Here is a 16,065-nt window from a genome sequence, read left to right as displayed (position 1 = left end):
TCGGTCCATGGACACAAGATATGATACGGTTATCATCGCTGTAATCGGGGTGATATTAGGGATATGGGCTTTGTATAGCCTACGTGCCTGGTTGAAGGAGCCAGGGCCGCTTGTACTAAAGACGATACCGATTAACGAGGACTTGGACGAAGGGCCTGTCACAGACCTACTCGAAGAAGCAGGATATGAAGTAGTGGGCGGGAAGATGAAAATACCGCTTGCTTTTAAAGTGAATGGACATACCGTGTATAGCCGTTTGTTTATAGACTACGTGGCTGTACGAAACGGTTCGACATATATGGTCAAAATGTCACGCCGCAAGAAACCAATGGAGTGGAGTGGTCCTGATTTAAGGGACAGGCTCATGCCGTATTTATTGCTCTATCCGGGTTGCACGGGTGTATTGTACGTTGATACGGACGAGCGAAGTATTCGCCTTATTACATTAGTGGAAGACCTCGAAGAAGAGGAATATGAAGGTTAATCCATAGGAGGATTATATGAAGGGTCAACGACATATTAAAATTAGGGAAATTATTTCACAACATGAGATTGAGACGCAGGATGATCTGGTTGAAGCATTGCGTAAGGCTGGTTTTCAGGTCACGCAGGCGACCGTATCGCGTGATATCAAGGAGTTGCTGCTCATCAAGGTTCCAATGGACGATGGCAGATATAAATATTCGATGCCTTCAGATCAACGTTACAATCCGGCCCAGAAACTGAAACGTACGTTGGTCGATAACTTTTTGCATATTGACTACACAACCAATCTGATTGTGATGAAATGCCTGCCGGGAACAGCCAACTCGATTGCTGCTTTATTGGACAATATTGAATGGTCCGAGATCATGGGGACGATTAGCGGGGACGATACCATTTTGATTATTTGCCGATCGGAAGAAAACAGCGAAGCTATCGTGAATCGTCTTATGGGCTACATTTCCTAATTATAATGGCTACGCATATTAGGCGTTTTAATTTGTACATCATAGAGGTGAAAGAACGATGCTGGTCACTTTGTCTATACGGAATTTGGCGGTTGTAGAGGCCGTCGATGTTCATTTTTATAAAGGGTTTCATGTGTTGAGCGGGGAAACAGGTGCTGGTAAATCCATTATTATCGATGCGCTTGGGCTGATTGCAGGCGGTAGGGGCTCTGCTGATTTAGTGCGTTACGGTTGTGATAAAGCAGAGATGGAAGCCTTATTTGAACTGCCGGTAAAACATCCAGTTTGGAATACACTTGAGGAACAAGGGATTAAGGCTAATGCAGAGGAGCATTTGCTGATTCGTCGCGAACTTACGGTTCAAGGAAAAAGCTCTTCTCGAATTAACGGCCAGATGGTTAATTTAACGATGCTGCGTGAGGTGGGTGAGCAACTCGTCAATATCCACGGGCAACATGAGCATCAAAGTCTGCTACGTGCAGATCGCCATCTGGCGCTGCTGGATACGTTCGGTGATTCGGTCATCGGTCCGGTCAAAACGCTTTATCGGGAGCGTTACAATGCTTTTGTCAAAGCGGAAAAAGAAGTAAGAGAACTGCAAAGTTCCAGTCAAAAGGCTTATCAGCTTTTGGATATGTACCGATTTCAATTAGAAGAGATCGCTGCGGCGGAGTTGAAATTGGGAGAAGATGAATTATTGGCAGAGGAACGGGTCAAGCTATCCCATAGTGAGAAAATGATGGATGGGATATCAGGAGCATACGAACTGCTAAGCGGCAGAGGTGGACTGGATACGATCAATAACGTGTTGTCCAGATTAAACGATGTCCAAAGCTATGACAGCAAAAGCCTTCAGCCCATAGCGGAGCAGATTCAGTCTGCTTTTTACCAGTTGGAGGACGCAGCATTCCAATTACGTTCTTATCGTGAGGATATTGAATTTAATCCAGGCAAGCTGCATGAAGTGGAGCAACGTTTGAATCAAATTACCGGGTTACAGCGAAAATATGGTGATAGTATAGAGCAGATTTTGGAATACTATAGCCGTATTGAGCAGGAAACCGATCTGCTGGAAAATAAAGATGAGCGGTTGGAGCAGCTCATTGCAAAACGGGATGAGTTGCTTTCCGATTTGCTTGAGATTTCGGAAGAGCTTACAGAAGCACGCGAAATTTGTGCTGAAGAGCTTGCAGAGCAAGTGGAGCAGGAGTTAAAAGACCTGCAGATGGAAAGAACGTCACTCAAGGTGCGCATTGATCCAATTGAAGATCCACGCGGATATGAGTATAAAGGTCTGAAGGTAAGACCTACCAAGCAGGGCATTGATAATGCGGAATTTCTTATATCCCCCAATCCAGGTGAGCCATTACGTCCACTTGGTAAGATCGCTTCAGGCGGTGAGCTATCACGTATCATGTTGGCGATGAAAAGTATTTTTGCGCGTCATGATCAAATTCCAGTACTCATTTTTGACGAGGTGGATACCGGGGTGAGTGGTCGTGCAGCTCAATCCATTGCCGAGAAGCTATATCGTTTATCTTCCGTTTGTCAGGTCTTTTCCATTACTCATTTGCCACAGGTGGCATGTATGGCAGATCATCAGTACCTTATTGAGAAAAATGTCCATGATGGACGGACCATGACTCAAATTGAGGGACTTACGGAGGACGGGCGTGTCAAGGAATTGGCACGGATGCTGGGCGGTGTGGAAATTACCGAAAAAACTTTGCATCACGCACAGGAAATGCTGAATTTGGCGGAAGGAAAGAAAGCCTGAAAAGAGCGGCTGGCGTAATGTTTAACAGTTATAAAAGCCTGGGGGCAAGGTTACCTTATAGGTACGCAATTGGCGACCACCTTTACTCGTCAAGCGAAAGAAGCAAAGGGAGCGTGACAGCCATTGAATTTTTACTCCAGGATCAAATTGCTCGGTCTTTTGCTTGTTTTTCTTATGTGTTCTATCGGTAACGCTCAGCATGTGCAAGCTGCGCTGCCTCCACAAGCTTCTTTGGATTTGTTCGGCTCTAAAAGCATGAGGACAACCCAAGAAAGTTTAGTTCCCGATTTAAAAGTATACCCGGGGGGGCAGACGATTGGGGTCAAAGTAAAATCTTCAGGAGTGCTTGTCGTCGGTCACCATATCATTCAGGAAAGTAATGATCGTAAGGTGTCACCTGGTGAAACAGCGGGGATTCGCCTAGGGGATCGGATTACACACATGAACGGCAAACCACTCAATAGCCTGGCAAGGGTTGCTGAGGCAGTAGACGAAGCAGGTAAGAATAAAAAGCCGCTCGACATTACACTTTGTCGAGGAGAGCAGACGATTTCCACGAAGTTAACACCAGCATATGATCAAGATGATAAAGCGTGGCGGCTTGGGTTGTACATTAGAGACTCGGCTGCAGGTGTAGGTACATTAACGTTTTACGCACCGGACCAGGGTGTATACGGGGCATTGGGCCACGTAATTACCGATATGAATACCCAAACCCCTATTGTCGTGGGGAGCGGAGAGATTGTGCAGTCCAATGTGACGTCAATTGCGAAAAGCCAAAGTGGGGAACCAGGAGAAAAACGCGCTCATTTTCTCAAAGATCATCGGGTATTAGGAAATATTGAACGAAATACGAATTTCGGAATTTTTGGGAAAATGTCAGATGAGCCGCAATATGGATTGTATTCAACTCCTATTCCGGTGGCTCTTGCGAATGAAGTAAAGGAAGGACCTGCAGAAATTTTGACTGTACTGGAAGGTCAACAAATTCAGCGGTTTCAGGCGGAAATTGTACACATTTCTCAGCAGGACAAACCAGCAACCAAAGGACTTGTGATTCGCATTGTAGATCCAAAGCTGTTGGATAAGACCGGGGGAATTGTGCAAGGAATGAGCGGTAGTCCGATTATTCAAAATGGTAAGCTTATCGGGGCTGTGACACATGTATTTGTGAATGATCCTAAATCAGGTTACGGTTGTTTTATCGAATGGATGCTGCGTGATGCAGGAATCATGCAGAATAACGTAAGCTTGAAATCATCTTCTAATCTTAAGGCGAGCTAGTTGCCTTAAGATTTTTTTGTCGAAAAGCAGGGGAATAACTCATATTTGCAAGATAAAGAATTAATTATAATAGAAACTATAAAAAAAATAAATAAAAATAATTTTCGACAGAAGGAATTCATAATTCGATGTCGAAATCATATACTCCGACAAGAAATATTTATATACTGTAAACAGATATCACAATGGAATATCACTCAATGAGGAGGAAGTACATTGCAAAAAATTGAGGTATTGTTGGCTGATGACAACCGGGAATTTACGAATTTGCTTGCTGAATATATTTCCGATCAGGAGGATATGGAAGTTACAGGAATCGCCTATAACGGCGAAGAAGTGCTCCAACGCATCGCAGAATCCCGCAACATACCTGATGTACTTATTTTAGATATTATTATGCCTCATCTGGATGGTCTCGGTGTATTGGAGCGTTTAAGAGAAATGAACCTGACTCCACAGCCGAAAATCATTATGCTGACTGCATTCGGTCAAGAAAATATTACACAGAGGGCCGTACAGCTCGGGGCATCTTATTATATTTTGAAGCCGTTTGACATGGAAGTGCTAGCTAACCGTGTTCGTCAATTAGTGGGGCCGCAGTTAGTAAGCAGCAGTCCGGTGACCATTTCATCCATGCGGTCCAACGTTGTACCTATGGGTAAGACGAAAAACCTGGATGCCAGTATCACGGCCATCATACATGAAATTGGTGTACCAGCTCACATCAAGGGCTATCAATATTTACGCGAAGCCATTACGATGGTGTACAATAATATCGAAATTTTGGGAGCCATCACCAAAACGTTATATCCGGCAATCGCCGAAAAGTTCAAAACGACGGCATCTCGCGTAGAACGCGCCATTCGTCATGCTATCGAGGTAGCATGGACCCGTGGAAATATCGACAGCATTTCACACCTGTTCGGGTACACCATTAATATCAGTAAGTCCAAACCAACCAATAGTGAATTCATAGCGATGGTAGCAGATAAGCTGAGAATTGAGAACAAGGTGTCCTGAAAGGGTCAGAATGATTGAGAAAGCAAGGGATTTTTGTGGTTTTACGTTTATCGATGATAATGCAGGGATGGCTAATTTCTAAAACAGCCGACCCGATCCGATAAACTTCTGAATAGTAGACAACTAATACCGCCTATTTATTGGTTCTTCCAAGAACCAATAAATAGGCGGTATTTTTTATGAACGATTTTGAATTTCCCCGCCACCATATCAAGTATCTACTTGAGACAGGACGAGTACAAGCTTGTAATCCAATAAGTACTAAACAATCTTGGTCGGAAGTGGTGAATAAAACGAAATGAAATATTAAAAATAATATATAAATTCAAACATTGGATAAAAATTTCAAAAAAACATATTAGTACCTTTTTACTATTGTATATGGATTAGATAAATGCAATACTAGAATGGTAGCTGGCCAGCTTAAATACTTTGCCCATAGGAGGCTTGGTTGTTGTGAAAAAAAGAATCGCCGTAATTTTATTGTTTATGTTTGCAATGTTCTCCACATTTAGCTCTGTAAGTGCAGCAGACGGAACCGTTCCGCTGTATCGTTACTACAACAACGTTGACCATTTCTATACCACTAATTTTGATGAGCTTGGCAACGGTATGAGTGGATATAGACTTGAAGGCACACAAGGTTACATTTTCTCGCAACAGCAACCAGATACATCACCGTTATATAGATACTATAATGGTACAGATCACTTTTATACCATTAATTTTGATGAGCTTGGCAATGGTATGAATGGTTATAGCCTTGAAGGCATACAAGGTTACATTTTCCCGCAACAGCAACCAGACACATCGCCGTTATATAGATACTATAACGGTACAGATCACTTCTATACCACTGATTTTAACGAGCTTGGTAATGGAGGATCCGGTTATTCTTTTGAAGGCATAGCAGGGTATATTCCGAATTGAGACGCTCACCTCAGGAATCGAAAGTTCATCGCAGTGGTGGCAGATAAACTACAGATTGAGAATAAGGTGGAGCATAACAATTCAGCCAATACCGCTGATTTATTAGGTCATCCATGACCAATAGATCAGCGGTATTTTTTTATGGAAGATTTTGAATTTCAACTGGATAATTTTATGCTTTACTGTTCGTCTAAGAATATTGCACGTAAAACTTTAGTCTACGAAACAGACCATAAAGTTGTTCGGTAAGCATTTACAAGATCAGTATCAGATTGAATACGTGAAGAAAGTTCAGTCTTGACACTTCCGGCAGTACATTAAATATTTGCAGGAACCTTGGAAGTATACAGTAGTCAATAGGTGGTGGAGACTAGGAGAAGAAGCAACTAGAGAAAAGTTCAGACCTCAAGAAGAACATTTCCACAACCACAATTGCAAACTATATTCGGAATATAAAGTTGTTCTTCAATTATCTCTACGAAGTGGAACTTGAAATACCAAAAGAATCCGGTTGAAGCATTGAGAACCCGAAAGTATAACGTAAGGTAAATAAGACTTTAACAACAGAACAAATCAAAAAGGTGTTGGGTCAATTTGATGCAGCTACTTTTCATGGGTATTCGAAACTATGCAATTACCTGTTTACTGCTTGGTAAGGGGATGAGAAAAGGTGAATGCCTGAGTCTACAGCCAGAATCATTTGATTTCAAGCACAAAAGTATATTTGTTAAGAATGCTAAGAATAAGCAGGAGAAGTATGTTTATTTTTCCTTCAGATCAGTTAACAAGATAAAAAGCTGGATGCGTTATAAAGACCGCTACTCTGAAGCCTATTTCTGCATTGCCAACCTTATATTCTGTCTAATCAATCGTACCGCTGCCAATAGTCTGCCTTGGGCTTTGCTTGTTTTAGCTTTCGCCCTTTAAATACTGTTGTACGGCTCCTTCATTAAAGATAATGGCATGGTGAGCGTCTCAGCTTTTATTCTAGTGGACGTACAATGGTGCGAAGAATATGCTTGAACGACAAGCTCTATTAGAAATATAATTAAAACAATCTTTCAAATGAGGTGAATCGGATGTCTTTCCGTATTGTTCGAGGTATTTAGTTTCCGGGCTGGAAAAAACGCGTACCAGCCGTCAAGGGGAAAGTCTATTCTTTTGACTACAAAACTAAAATACTGAATGATATCGGTCTGCTATCCCGTAGTATTTATCCCTAATTGGAAGGTGGAAAGAAAATGAATTCAATAGAGTATAAAGAGTTTTATAATAAGATTGGAAAAATCAACGGCTGGAATTTCAGCCATGTGAAATGTATCTCCGAAGGAGTAAAATGGGACTTCTACAATGAAGTAGCGAAGACATGCAAGAAGTCGGATATATTGCTTGACATCGGTATTGGCGGCGGGGAAGCAATTTTATCAATAGCAGATTCTGCATTACTTCTAGTTGGGATTGACCATTCCACTGGAATGATTGAAACAGCAACCAAGAATTCTGCTGATCAGACATAGCAAATGTTCGTTTTCTCCAGATGGATGCTGAAAATATAAATTTTCCTGAGAATTTCTTTAATGTAATCTCTTCTAGACATTCGTGTTTTTATGCAAAAGAAATAGCAAAGGTGTTAGTAAAGGGTGGTATGTTCCTGACACAGCAAGTAAGTGAAAACGACAAATTAAATATTAAAGAAGCGTTTGGAAGAGGACAGGCATGGGGTGCTAAGAAAGACTCGTTAAAAGACCAATATATTACCGAATTAAGTGACGCGGGCTTTAAGGACATACAGTCATTTGAATTCAATGCAACCGAATATTATCAGACTCCTGCAGACTTAATATTTCTCTTGAAACACACACCAATTATTCCCAACTTCGGAGAAGAAGAAATTGATTTTCAAATACTCCAACAATTTATTTTGGACAATCAAACCGAATTAGGAATAAGGACAAATTCAGAACGATTTATGGTGATTGCTAGGAAGTAAAACATAAAGGGATACCCGTTTTTTGGGTATCCTTTTTTTTGAGTTTGATGGAATGAGTGAATAAAGATTTTTAGCATCTCCCTCGCTAAATGGCAGAACCATTGGGAATTATGAGACATAATACCCTTCACACTGTTTATAAAATAAACCTGAATCAGTTGCACTAACTTTCACAATGAAAAATTTCCCTTTAGTAAACAGTTCTGAAATTGTCTTTAAATTTGATATAAACAATGTGTCGTTTCTTGTCGATATAGTATCTAATATAAAGAGAACTGAGGAGCGAATATATGAAATTTAACATCCGAACAAAATTGATATTGGGTTTTCTTGCGGTAATAATCCTGCTGATCGTGATTAGTACAACATCTATCTCAAAAATGAAAAATTTAGGCGACACTTCGATGGCAATTGATAGCCATTGGATGCCAAGTGTGACCATCCTGGGAACGCTAAATGGTGATATATCTGATGTAGAGCGGATCTCATTAAACATTATTGTAGAACGTGACCCAGAAGAAATGGAGAAGGTTCAGGCCGAATATGATAAGGTTTTAAAAAAGGTTGAGGACGATCGAAAAATATACGAAAAATTAATTGCTACCCCTAAAGAACGTGAAATGTATGAAGAATTCTCCAAAAATTATACGGAGTATTTGGCTAAGTTGCCAGAAATGATTGAAGCGGGGAAAGCTAATGATTACACTCAATCAAGCATCCTTCATCAAGAGTCCTATAAGTTATGGTATAGTTCAAACGATATGATCAGTCAGCTCATTAAAGTGAATGCAGATGGATCTAAACAGACTACGAAAGAAGCTGTTGACAACTTTATTTCAGGTAGACAACTGGTCATCGTTTTGAGTATAGCAGCCGTTATATTAGCATTGATCATGGCAATCATCATAGCCCAAATTATATCTAAACCTATCTTGCGAATCAGTCGTGCTGCTGAAAGTATCGCATCGGGTGATCTTACAAGTGAAGCTATCATTGTGAAGGGCAAGGATGAGATCAGTACGTTGGCACATTCCTTTAATGTCATGGTTGAGAACCTTCGTGAACTGATTCAATCTGTGAGTAAGACGACTGAGCTGGTAACCACTTCCTCAGAAGAATTGACGGCCAGCGCAGAGCAAAATAGCCAAGCTTCTGCACAAATAACCGAAACGGTGCAAGAAGTAGCTACTGGAACAGGAGACCAGGTAGATATGGTGACGAAATCGTCCCAAGCTATTGAGGAAATGTCTATCGGTGTTGAGCAAATCGCCATCCGCGCGCAAAATGTATTCGCATCTGCGCAAGATGCGGCCCATAAATCGGCTGAAGGTAACCAGATGATTCAACAGGCAGTTACGCAGATGAATGCCGTGAATGATTCGATGAATGGATTGGCAGATCTCATGGCTGGATTGGGAGAGCGCTCAGACGAAATTGGCAAGATCATTGATGTTATCACCAATATTTCTAGTCAGACCAACCTTCTTGCCTTGAACGCTGCGATTGAAGCGGCCCGTGCAGGAGAACATGGTCGCGGATTTGCTGTAGTTGCAGGCGAAGTTCGCAAGTTGGCTGAACAATCGGCTCATTCTGCTCAACAAATTACGGAGCTTGTGGGATTGATTCAAAAGGATACTACCCATGCTATTGAGGCGGTAGCGTCCAACGGGAAGGATGTCATGACAGGTCGTGAAGTTGTACAAAATGCAGGCGCATCCTTTGAATTAATTCAGGAAACTGTAAATAAAGTGGCCAGTGAAATTGAAGAGGTTTCTGCCGGATCAGAACAAATGTCTGCAAGTACGGATGAGATTGTTGGTTTTGTCAGACAAATTTCAGCGATTGCTGAGGAAGCCGCAGCAGGGACACAACACGTATCTGCCGCAACTCAGGAACAGCTGGCATCTATGGAGGAAATTGCTTCTTCTGCAAGAAATCTGTCCCAAATGGCGGAAGACCTGCAAGGGCAAATTGGTAAATTCAAAGTATAATTCGTATACTGCTTTTTATGTTTAAGAGGAACTAGCTGCTCTATTGTGAGCGGCTTTTTTCTGTTTTTTTTATTAATATATTGTGATTAAAGGGTGGAGATATGAGGAGCCTGTAATTGGAACGATATGATATAATGGTGTGAAATTCTTTGGGTTGGAGTGACATGATGGATAATAAGACTGAACTTAAAGCAAGTGAACTACGTCAGTTAGCGATAGACAAAATTATAGCTACACCATTTTTGAGTGATTTTAAATATCTGAAAATCAGAAAAGTTTTGAAAAAAGAAACCAAGGAATTTATATTTGAAATTAGTTTTGGTGCGACTAAATATGGTGCATTAAAAGTTTATATTGTCGTAGAATCCAAAAAAATAAAAAAGAAGTATAGTACTGGGGCTTGTTTTCACAGTGAATTGATTGCTCTGACCAAGAAATATACGGAAAACAGGGATTACCTTGTGTCCACAGAAGCAGAAAGAGAACGAGTGATCCAAGAGATCGTTGAAGATATCTACGCTTTTGCGTTGCCCTTTTTCAAGCGATTCGAACATGTAGAAACACTAGCAGAACAAGTACATAAGTCAGGCTTTTTACCGCATCGCAAACGCTTTGATAAGTTTAATCCGTTGACGAAAAGATTCATTGATTTTTATTATCAAGGGGAGTAATGTAGCCATCTGGGCCATTTTTATTCTCACCATTGGGCTATGATAAGGAGAACGATCTTCATAGAGGGGATATTATCGTTTTTCAAAAGGATGATGTACAATTTGTAAAACGGATCAATGTACTCCTCAGGAAAAGATGATTTACCTAATATGCTCAGTTAGAGGCGAGTCGGATGTTGCACGGGCTAGTGGTATTAACCCAATTGATTCTAAAGCAAAGGCGGGAATGAGAGCATGTGGAATAGTCTGACTTGGGTGTTCTTCGGCGTGTTGTTGGTGGCATTGGGTTGGATTGTTAAAGTAAGGCGTAGTCGCAGCAGCAACAAACAAATGAATGAACAGCGGGGCAGTAATGTCGTTGAATTTCGTCCTCGTAAGTCCGCTCGACAATCCCGTACCGGTAATGAATCTAAGTCTAAAATTTCTTCCGGTCCACGCGCAAATACAAAAGCAGCAGGTATTCAGGCCCAAACTGGATTTGGACTATCTGACTCTATCCAGGACACAGGCAAGCAAAAATGCTCCTTTTGTAAAAAAGAAGACAAATTAACCTTCTATGCGGATGACAATGGATCGTTGTATGGGGTATGCAAAGAGTGTAAGCATAAGGCGGAAAGACGGGATATGTTGCCACTTTAGTCTATACAGACGATTGAGGACCATCATTAAAGAAATCTTTTTATTAATAAAAACTCCCAACCGATGTAGTAAATTGGTTAGGAGTTTTTTGTTTGTATTTTACATTGTTATCTAATTTGCCTGTCAATTAGTTCCTCGAGTGCATCCGCTATGTGATCGGGTCCATAGGAGAGCTCTTCCCGGCTTAAGCTCAACCAGGCATGGCGCTCATCCATATCAAATGCAGTCTCAAGCCAACCAGATAACCCTCTGCCCCTGCGGTCTACTTCTACAAGCACGTGCACACCCTCGGGTTCCAACTGCATAACCAGCTCCAGCTCCTCGATATCACGTGCATATTCTGATCCGGGCGTAAATTCAAATTCCTGTACGTACGGAACGCCGCGTCCCAGCTTAGGATGACGTTCGCAGGTGGAGGAGCGGAATCGGAATCCCAACAGGTGAACCGCCTCAAACACTGTATTCATATAGGGATGTGGCTCGATTTTGAGTGAATCACGATCGGTCGGGTCCAAAGCCATGCCAATATCTAATGCTGTTTCCAGCCAGACGGGCTGTTTGGCGTGAGTAACAGGAGTTTCCAACGGCAATCTGAAGGAAAAAGGAATTTCAAGCTCCTGTCCTTGTTCTAGATGAAAGCCGTCAGATACCTTAATCCGTGCAATGCAGCAGGTGCTGATAGTTTTTTTATCATCGTGCTCCACGATATATTCAGTCTTGAGCTCGATGTCAATTTTACCGATTTCCTGATCAATTTTGCCGCCTTTGATGCGCATGATGCCACTAAGTTCTTCCCCAGGCACATATACAGCTTGATCCACCAGCGTATCGACTTTAGCTGAACCGATTCCTGCGCTTGCTAAGATTTTGTTAAAAAAACTCATTATTCCGTCCCCCCAGATAATCTCATGGTCATGATATACAAACGAAAACTAAAAACTTGTACAGCTTAACCGGATATACGGGGCAATGGTTCGATTCGTTCCAAAAAAATGCAAGAAAAAAGTCACTGGTACTCACGTAGGCATATTGCAGCTTGTCGAGCTATCTGTCCACTAATCGCAGTTCACTTTATGAGGAGGTATAAAGCAATTTCGACAACGAGGCTCATAAGCCTCAGAGTCGCCGATCATCACAATAGGTCCCACAGTGGAAGGTTTACCATTTACCATACGTTGCGTAAATACTGCTTCCGAGCTACCGCATACAGCGCAAAAGGAAGTCAGCTTCTCGATGTCATCCGCCATGGCCAGCAGACCACCGACATAGCCGAACTCCTTGCCTCGATAATCCAGATTCAGCCCATCGGCAATTACATGCTTGCCGCAATAAGCTAGCTCTTGTACAAGCGACATAATGTGACGACTGAAAAACTGGACTTCGTCAAAGGCAACCACGTCGGCATCTTTTGTTTCTTGCAAAATACGCTGAACGAGCTCATCTGTAAGTTTTCTTGGGATAGAGATAGCGGGCAGCCGATATCCGATCCGGCTTACTATTTCGTCCTCGGCATAGCGGTTATCTTCAGCGGGTTTGTAAGCTACCACTTTACGATGCCCGTATTGGATTAGTTTTTGACAGCGGCGAATCAATTCGCCGGATTTTTCACTGAACATGGGGCCTGTAATAATCGTAATTCGTCCTGTAGGCAAAGCGAATTCCCCTCTCTGTAACATGTACATAACACTGTAAATCTTCTTCTCCGAAAGAAAACGCCATTATAGATTACCATAACCAGCCGTATACAGACTAGAGAAAATATATTGATTTTCGACATGTTTTTGTATGTCCATTCCTAAAACGTAAATGTGGTCGTCATTGCTCTGCCGCCGCGGGCATGATATGGTGAAGCGTAGTGGAATGAAGGGAAGAGTGAAAGGCATGGACGAAAAAAATACGGATTATAGTGCCAAAAAAGGAGCATTACTGGAGCAAGGGCTGATCAGCCCGCAAGCTCTAGAACTCATCACTGAGCTGGAGACAGAGCTGAACTTTCTGCGCAAGCAAAATGAATCATTTCGCAAGGCGCTGCGAGCCAAATCAGCACAAAGTCCAAGGATGTCTACCAAATTACGAGATGCACTGTATGAATGATATGGAAAGATATCTGGATTAAAGGGTTAGCTTTTTTGTTGCCTATGCCTAAACGCTATATTTTGTACAGTGAAATAAAGAGAGTACAATAAGCTATATATAATCAATTGTTAATGGAGGAGAAACATGACTATACATTGTGATGTCGCTATTTTGGGTGGAGGTACCGGGGGGTATGTAGCAGCCATTCGTGCCGCCCAGCTAGGCAAAGAAGTGGTTATCATCGAAAAGGACAAGCTTGGCGGAACCTGTCTGCACCGTGGTTGCATTCCGAGTAAGGCCTTGCTACGCAGTGCGGAAGTATATGCCACGATTAAAGAAAGTGCACAATACGGTATCGAGACATCGGGAGCACAGCTTGTATTTCCCAAGGTTCAGGAACGTAAGGAAGCCGTTGTGGAACAACTGCATCAGGGCGTTCAATTTTTGATGCGTAAAAATAAAATTACGGTACTGAGCGGTAAGGGGCGCGTGATTGGTCCGTCTATATTTTCTCCAAAAAGCGGGGCAGTTGCCGTGGAACTAGAAGATGGTGAGATGGAAACGATTGTTCCTGCACATCTCATTATTGCAACAGGATCACGCCCGCGTGTGCTGTCCGGACTAGAGCCAGATGGCGAATTTATTCTGAGCAGTGACGAAGCGTTAACTATGGAGGAGCTGCCAGCATCCCTGATTATCGTGGGCGGTGGTGTTATTGGCGTGGAGTGGGCTTCCATGCTAAATGATTTTGGCGTGGAGGTTACGGTGGTTGAAGCTGCGAATCGACTTATTCCCACGGAAGACGAAGACGTTTCGCGTGAAATGCAGCGTTTGTTAACCAAGCGTGGTGTCAAGGTGCTGACGGGTTCACAAGTGCTGGCTGAAACATACGGCAAAGATGAGGAAGGTGTGCAGATTGACGTGCAAAAAGGGGAAGAAACCGAAACCCTCAGCGCTACCAAACTGCTCATTTCTGTAGGGCGTCAGGCAAATGTGGAAAATATAGGGCTGGAAAATACGGATATCCGCGTAGAGCGTGGCTTTATCTCAGTTAATGAACATTTGCAGACGAATGAACCACATATTTACGCCATTGGGGATTGCATCGGCGGCTTACAACTAGCGCATGCAGCGAGCTATGAAGGTTTGCAGGCGGTTCATCATCTGGCAGGCGAAGATTTTCACAGTGTACCTAACCATCTGATTCCGCGGTGTATTTATACACGTCCTGAAGCCGCAAGCGTCGGCTTAACGGAGCAAGAAGCTCGCGAGCGTGGACATCAGGTGAAGACAGGGAAGTTCCCTTTTCAAGCTATCGGAAAATCGCTAGTATACGGCAGTCGGGACGGCTTCGTCAAAGTAGTGGCCGACGAGAAGACCAATGATATTCTCGGTGTACATATGATCGGTACGCATGTGACGGACCTGATCAGCGAGGCGGCTCTTGCGCAACTGCTGGATGCTACGCCGTGGGAAGTCGGACAGCTTATTCATCCGCATCCGACGTTGTCGGAGATTTTGGGAGAAGCGATGCTGGCCGTTGATGGACAGGCGATTGGCATATAAACGTTTCAAATAAATCGGTGCTTTTCTTTTTGGGGAGAAAAGGATTATAATGGGGTTAGTCAGAGTTTAGTACCAGGTTTTAAGACAAGATGGTACTAGGTACTGGAAGTAGGATGTTTGACACTTAAGGAGGTGCCTCAATGAGTTCTAAAGGCGCTGTAGACGCTGGCTTCAGACATGAACAGCTGGGACTTACTCACGGACAAGTTATTGATATGTACAGATATATGTTGCTTGCAAGAAGATTTGACGAGCGCAACATGCTCCTGCAACGGGCAGGGAAAATTAATTTCCACGTTTCCGGCATTGGACAGGAGGCGGCACAAGTAGGTGCAGCTTTCGGCCTTGACCGGGAAAAGGACTATTTTCTTCCCTATTATCGGGATTATGGATTCGTGCTTGCGGTAGGAATGACGCCGCGCGAACTGATGCTGTCGGCATTTGCTAAAGCCGATGATCCCAATAGCGGTGGTCGCCAGATGCCAGGTCATTTTGGTAGTAAACGGCTGCGTATTGTGACAGGCTCCAGCCCAGTAACGACACAGGTTCCGCATGCAGTAGGTGTAGCTTTGGCTGCCAAAATGCAGAAAAAGGATTTTGTATCGTTTGTTACGTTTGGAGAAGGCTCCAGCAATCAGGGAGATTTTCACGAAGGCTGTAACTTTGCTGGTGTACAAAAGCTGCCAGTCATTATTATGTGCGAGAACAATCAATATGCGATATCGGTTCCGATTCATAAACAGTTGGCAGGCAAGGTAAGCGACCGTGCTTTGGGATATGGATTTCCAGGGATTCGAGTCGATGGTAATGATGCATTGGCGGTATATGCGGCGGTGAAGGAAGCACGCGAACGTGCTGTCCGCGGTGAAGGTCCTACGCTGATCGAAGCCATGATGTACCGACTGTCTCCTCACTCCACCTCGGATAATGATCTGGCTTACCGGACCAAGGAGGAAGTGGATGAGAACTGGGCCAAGGATGGCGTAGCCCGTATGAAAAGCTACTTGATCGAATGCGGCATTTGGGATGAGGCCAAGGATGCGGATCTGTCGGCTGAGCTGCTGCTCGAAGTCAAGGAAGCGATAGAATATGCAGATCAAGCGCCTTTTCCAAAGCCCGAAGATACGCTGCTGCATGTGTATGCAGATAGCGATGGGGAGGGCCGGTAACG

General features: G+C 43.1%; 15 protein-coding genes and 1 pseudogene. 14 read left to right on the top strand and 2 right to left on the bottom strand.

Features of this window, described 5'->3' with window-relative positions:
* Nucleotides 1-7 precede the first annotated feature (7 nt).
* From ACWGXJ_RS15205 to ACWGXJ_RS15155, 11 genes and pseudogenes are all read left to right on the top strand, one after another.
* Nucleotides 8-484: a hypothetical protein gene (locus ACWGXJ_RS15205; RefSeq protein WP_452567085.1), complete on the top strand. Its 477-nt coding sequence runs from the start codon at nucleotides 8-10 to the stop codon at nucleotides 482-484.
* A gap of 16 nt (nucleotides 485-500) precedes the next feature.
* Nucleotides 501-950, top strand: a complete 450-nt coding sequence (gene ahrC / locus ACWGXJ_RS15200) for a transcriptional regulator AhrC/ArgR (RefSeq protein ID WP_013310809.1) — start codon at nucleotides 501-503, stop codon at nucleotides 948-950.
* A 58-nt stretch (nucleotides 951-1,008) separates the two neighbouring features.
* Nucleotides 1,009-2,727 (top strand): DNA repair protein RecN, encoded by a 1,719-nt coding sequence (gene recN, locus ACWGXJ_RS15195; protein WP_028540598.1) that lies wholly within the window; start codon nucleotides 1,009-1,011, stop codon nucleotides 2,725-2,727.
* Between the two features lie 123 nt (nucleotides 2,728-2,850).
* Nucleotides 2,851-4,011, top strand: coding sequence for a SpoIVB peptidase (spoIVB, locus tag ACWGXJ_RS15190; RefSeq protein WP_452567084.1), 1,161 nt, complete (start codon nucleotides 2,851-2,853; stop codon nucleotides 4,009-4,011).
* A 216-nt stretch (nucleotides 4,012-4,227) separates the two neighbouring features.
* Entirely contained in the window at nucleotides 4,228-5,031 is an 804-nt protein-coding gene (gene spo0A, locus ACWGXJ_RS15185) for a sporulation transcription factor Spo0A (RefSeq protein WP_023989239.1), read from the top strand.
* Nucleotides 5,032-5,487: 456 nt separating this feature from the next.
* Nucleotides 5,488-5,961 (top strand): hypothetical protein, encoded by a 474-nt coding sequence (locus tag ACWGXJ_RS15180; protein WP_452567083.1) that lies wholly within the window; start codon nucleotides 5,488-5,490, stop codon nucleotides 5,959-5,961.
* Between the two features lie 597 nt (nucleotides 5,962-6,558).
* On the top strand, nucleotides 6,559-6,888 hold the full coding sequence (locus ACWGXJ_RS15175; protein WP_452567912.1) for a tyrosine-type recombinase/integrase: 330 nt from the start codon (nucleotides 6,559-6,561) through the stop codon (nucleotides 6,886-6,888).
* Nucleotides 6,889-7,202: 314 nt separating this feature from the next.
* Nucleotides 7,203-7,951 (top strand): annotated as a pseudogene (locus ACWGXJ_RS15170) (class I SAM-dependent methyltransferase).
* A gap of 290 nt (nucleotides 7,952-8,241) precedes the next feature.
* Nucleotides 8,242-9,942, top strand: a complete 1,701-nt coding sequence (locus tag ACWGXJ_RS15165) for a methyl-accepting chemotaxis protein (protein WP_452567082.1) — start codon at nucleotides 8,242-8,244, stop codon at nucleotides 9,940-9,942.
* Nucleotides 9,943-10,106: 164 nt separating this feature from the next.
* Nucleotides 10,107-10,613, top strand: coding sequence for a hypothetical protein (locus ACWGXJ_RS15160; RefSeq protein ID WP_241081057.1), 507 nt, complete (start codon nucleotides 10,107-10,109; stop codon nucleotides 10,611-10,613).
* A gap of 234 nt (nucleotides 10,614-10,847) precedes the next feature.
* Nucleotides 10,848-11,252: a hypothetical protein gene (locus ACWGXJ_RS15155; RefSeq protein ID WP_452567081.1), complete on the top strand. Its 405-nt coding sequence runs from the start codon at nucleotides 10,848-10,850 to the stop codon at nucleotides 11,250-11,252.
* A gap of 107 nt (nucleotides 11,253-11,359) precedes the next feature.
* Here the strand turns inward: ACWGXJ_RS15155 and ACWGXJ_RS15150 are convergent, their stop codons facing one another.
* Both ACWGXJ_RS15150 and ACWGXJ_RS15145 read right to left on the bottom strand, forming a co-directional pair.
* Nucleotides 11,360-12,136 carry a sporulation protein gene (locus ACWGXJ_RS15150; protein ID WP_039270969.1) on the bottom strand — a complete coding sequence of 259 codons (777 nt, stop codon included), beginning with the start codon at nucleotides 12,134-12,136 and terminating at the stop codon, nucleotides 11,360-11,362.
* A 171-nt stretch (nucleotides 12,137-12,307) separates the two neighbouring features.
* Nucleotides 12,308-12,904 carry a thymidine kinase gene (locus ACWGXJ_RS15145; RefSeq protein WP_023989232.1) on the bottom strand — a complete coding sequence of 199 codons (597 nt, stop codon included), beginning with the start codon at nucleotides 12,902-12,904 and terminating at the stop codon, nucleotides 12,308-12,310.
* A 208-nt stretch (nucleotides 12,905-13,112) separates the two neighbouring features.
* Here ACWGXJ_RS15145 and ACWGXJ_RS15140 point away from each other — a divergent pair, with 208 nt between their 5' ends.
* From ACWGXJ_RS15140 to ACWGXJ_RS15130, 3 genes are all read left to right on the top strand, one after another.
* Complete coding sequence (locus tag ACWGXJ_RS15140; protein ID WP_013310799.1) at nucleotides 13,113-13,346, top strand: hypothetical protein; 234 nt, start codon at nucleotides 13,113-13,115, stop codon at nucleotides 13,344-13,346.
* 126 nt (nucleotides 13,347-13,472) lie between these two features.
* Nucleotides 13,473-14,894 carry a dihydrolipoyl dehydrogenase gene (gene lpdA, locus ACWGXJ_RS15135; protein WP_452567080.1) on the top strand — a complete coding sequence of 474 codons (1,422 nt, stop codon included), beginning with the start codon at nucleotides 13,473-13,475 and terminating at the stop codon, nucleotides 14,892-14,894.
* 140 nt (nucleotides 14,895-15,034) lie between these two features.
* The gene (locus ACWGXJ_RS15130; protein ID WP_039270972.1) at nucleotides 15,035-16,063 is read left to right on the top strand and encodes a thiamine pyrophosphate-dependent dehydrogenase E1 component subunit alpha; all 1,029 of its coding nucleotides are present in this window, start codon (nucleotides 15,035-15,037) and stop codon (nucleotides 16,061-16,063) included.
* Nucleotides 16,064-16,065: the final 2 nt, after the last annotated feature.

This window comes from Paenibacillus sp. S33, assembly GCF_053615415.1.
The sequence above is the reverse complement of the archived record's forward strand: the minus strand, read 5'-3'. Positions and strand labels throughout refer to the sequence as shown.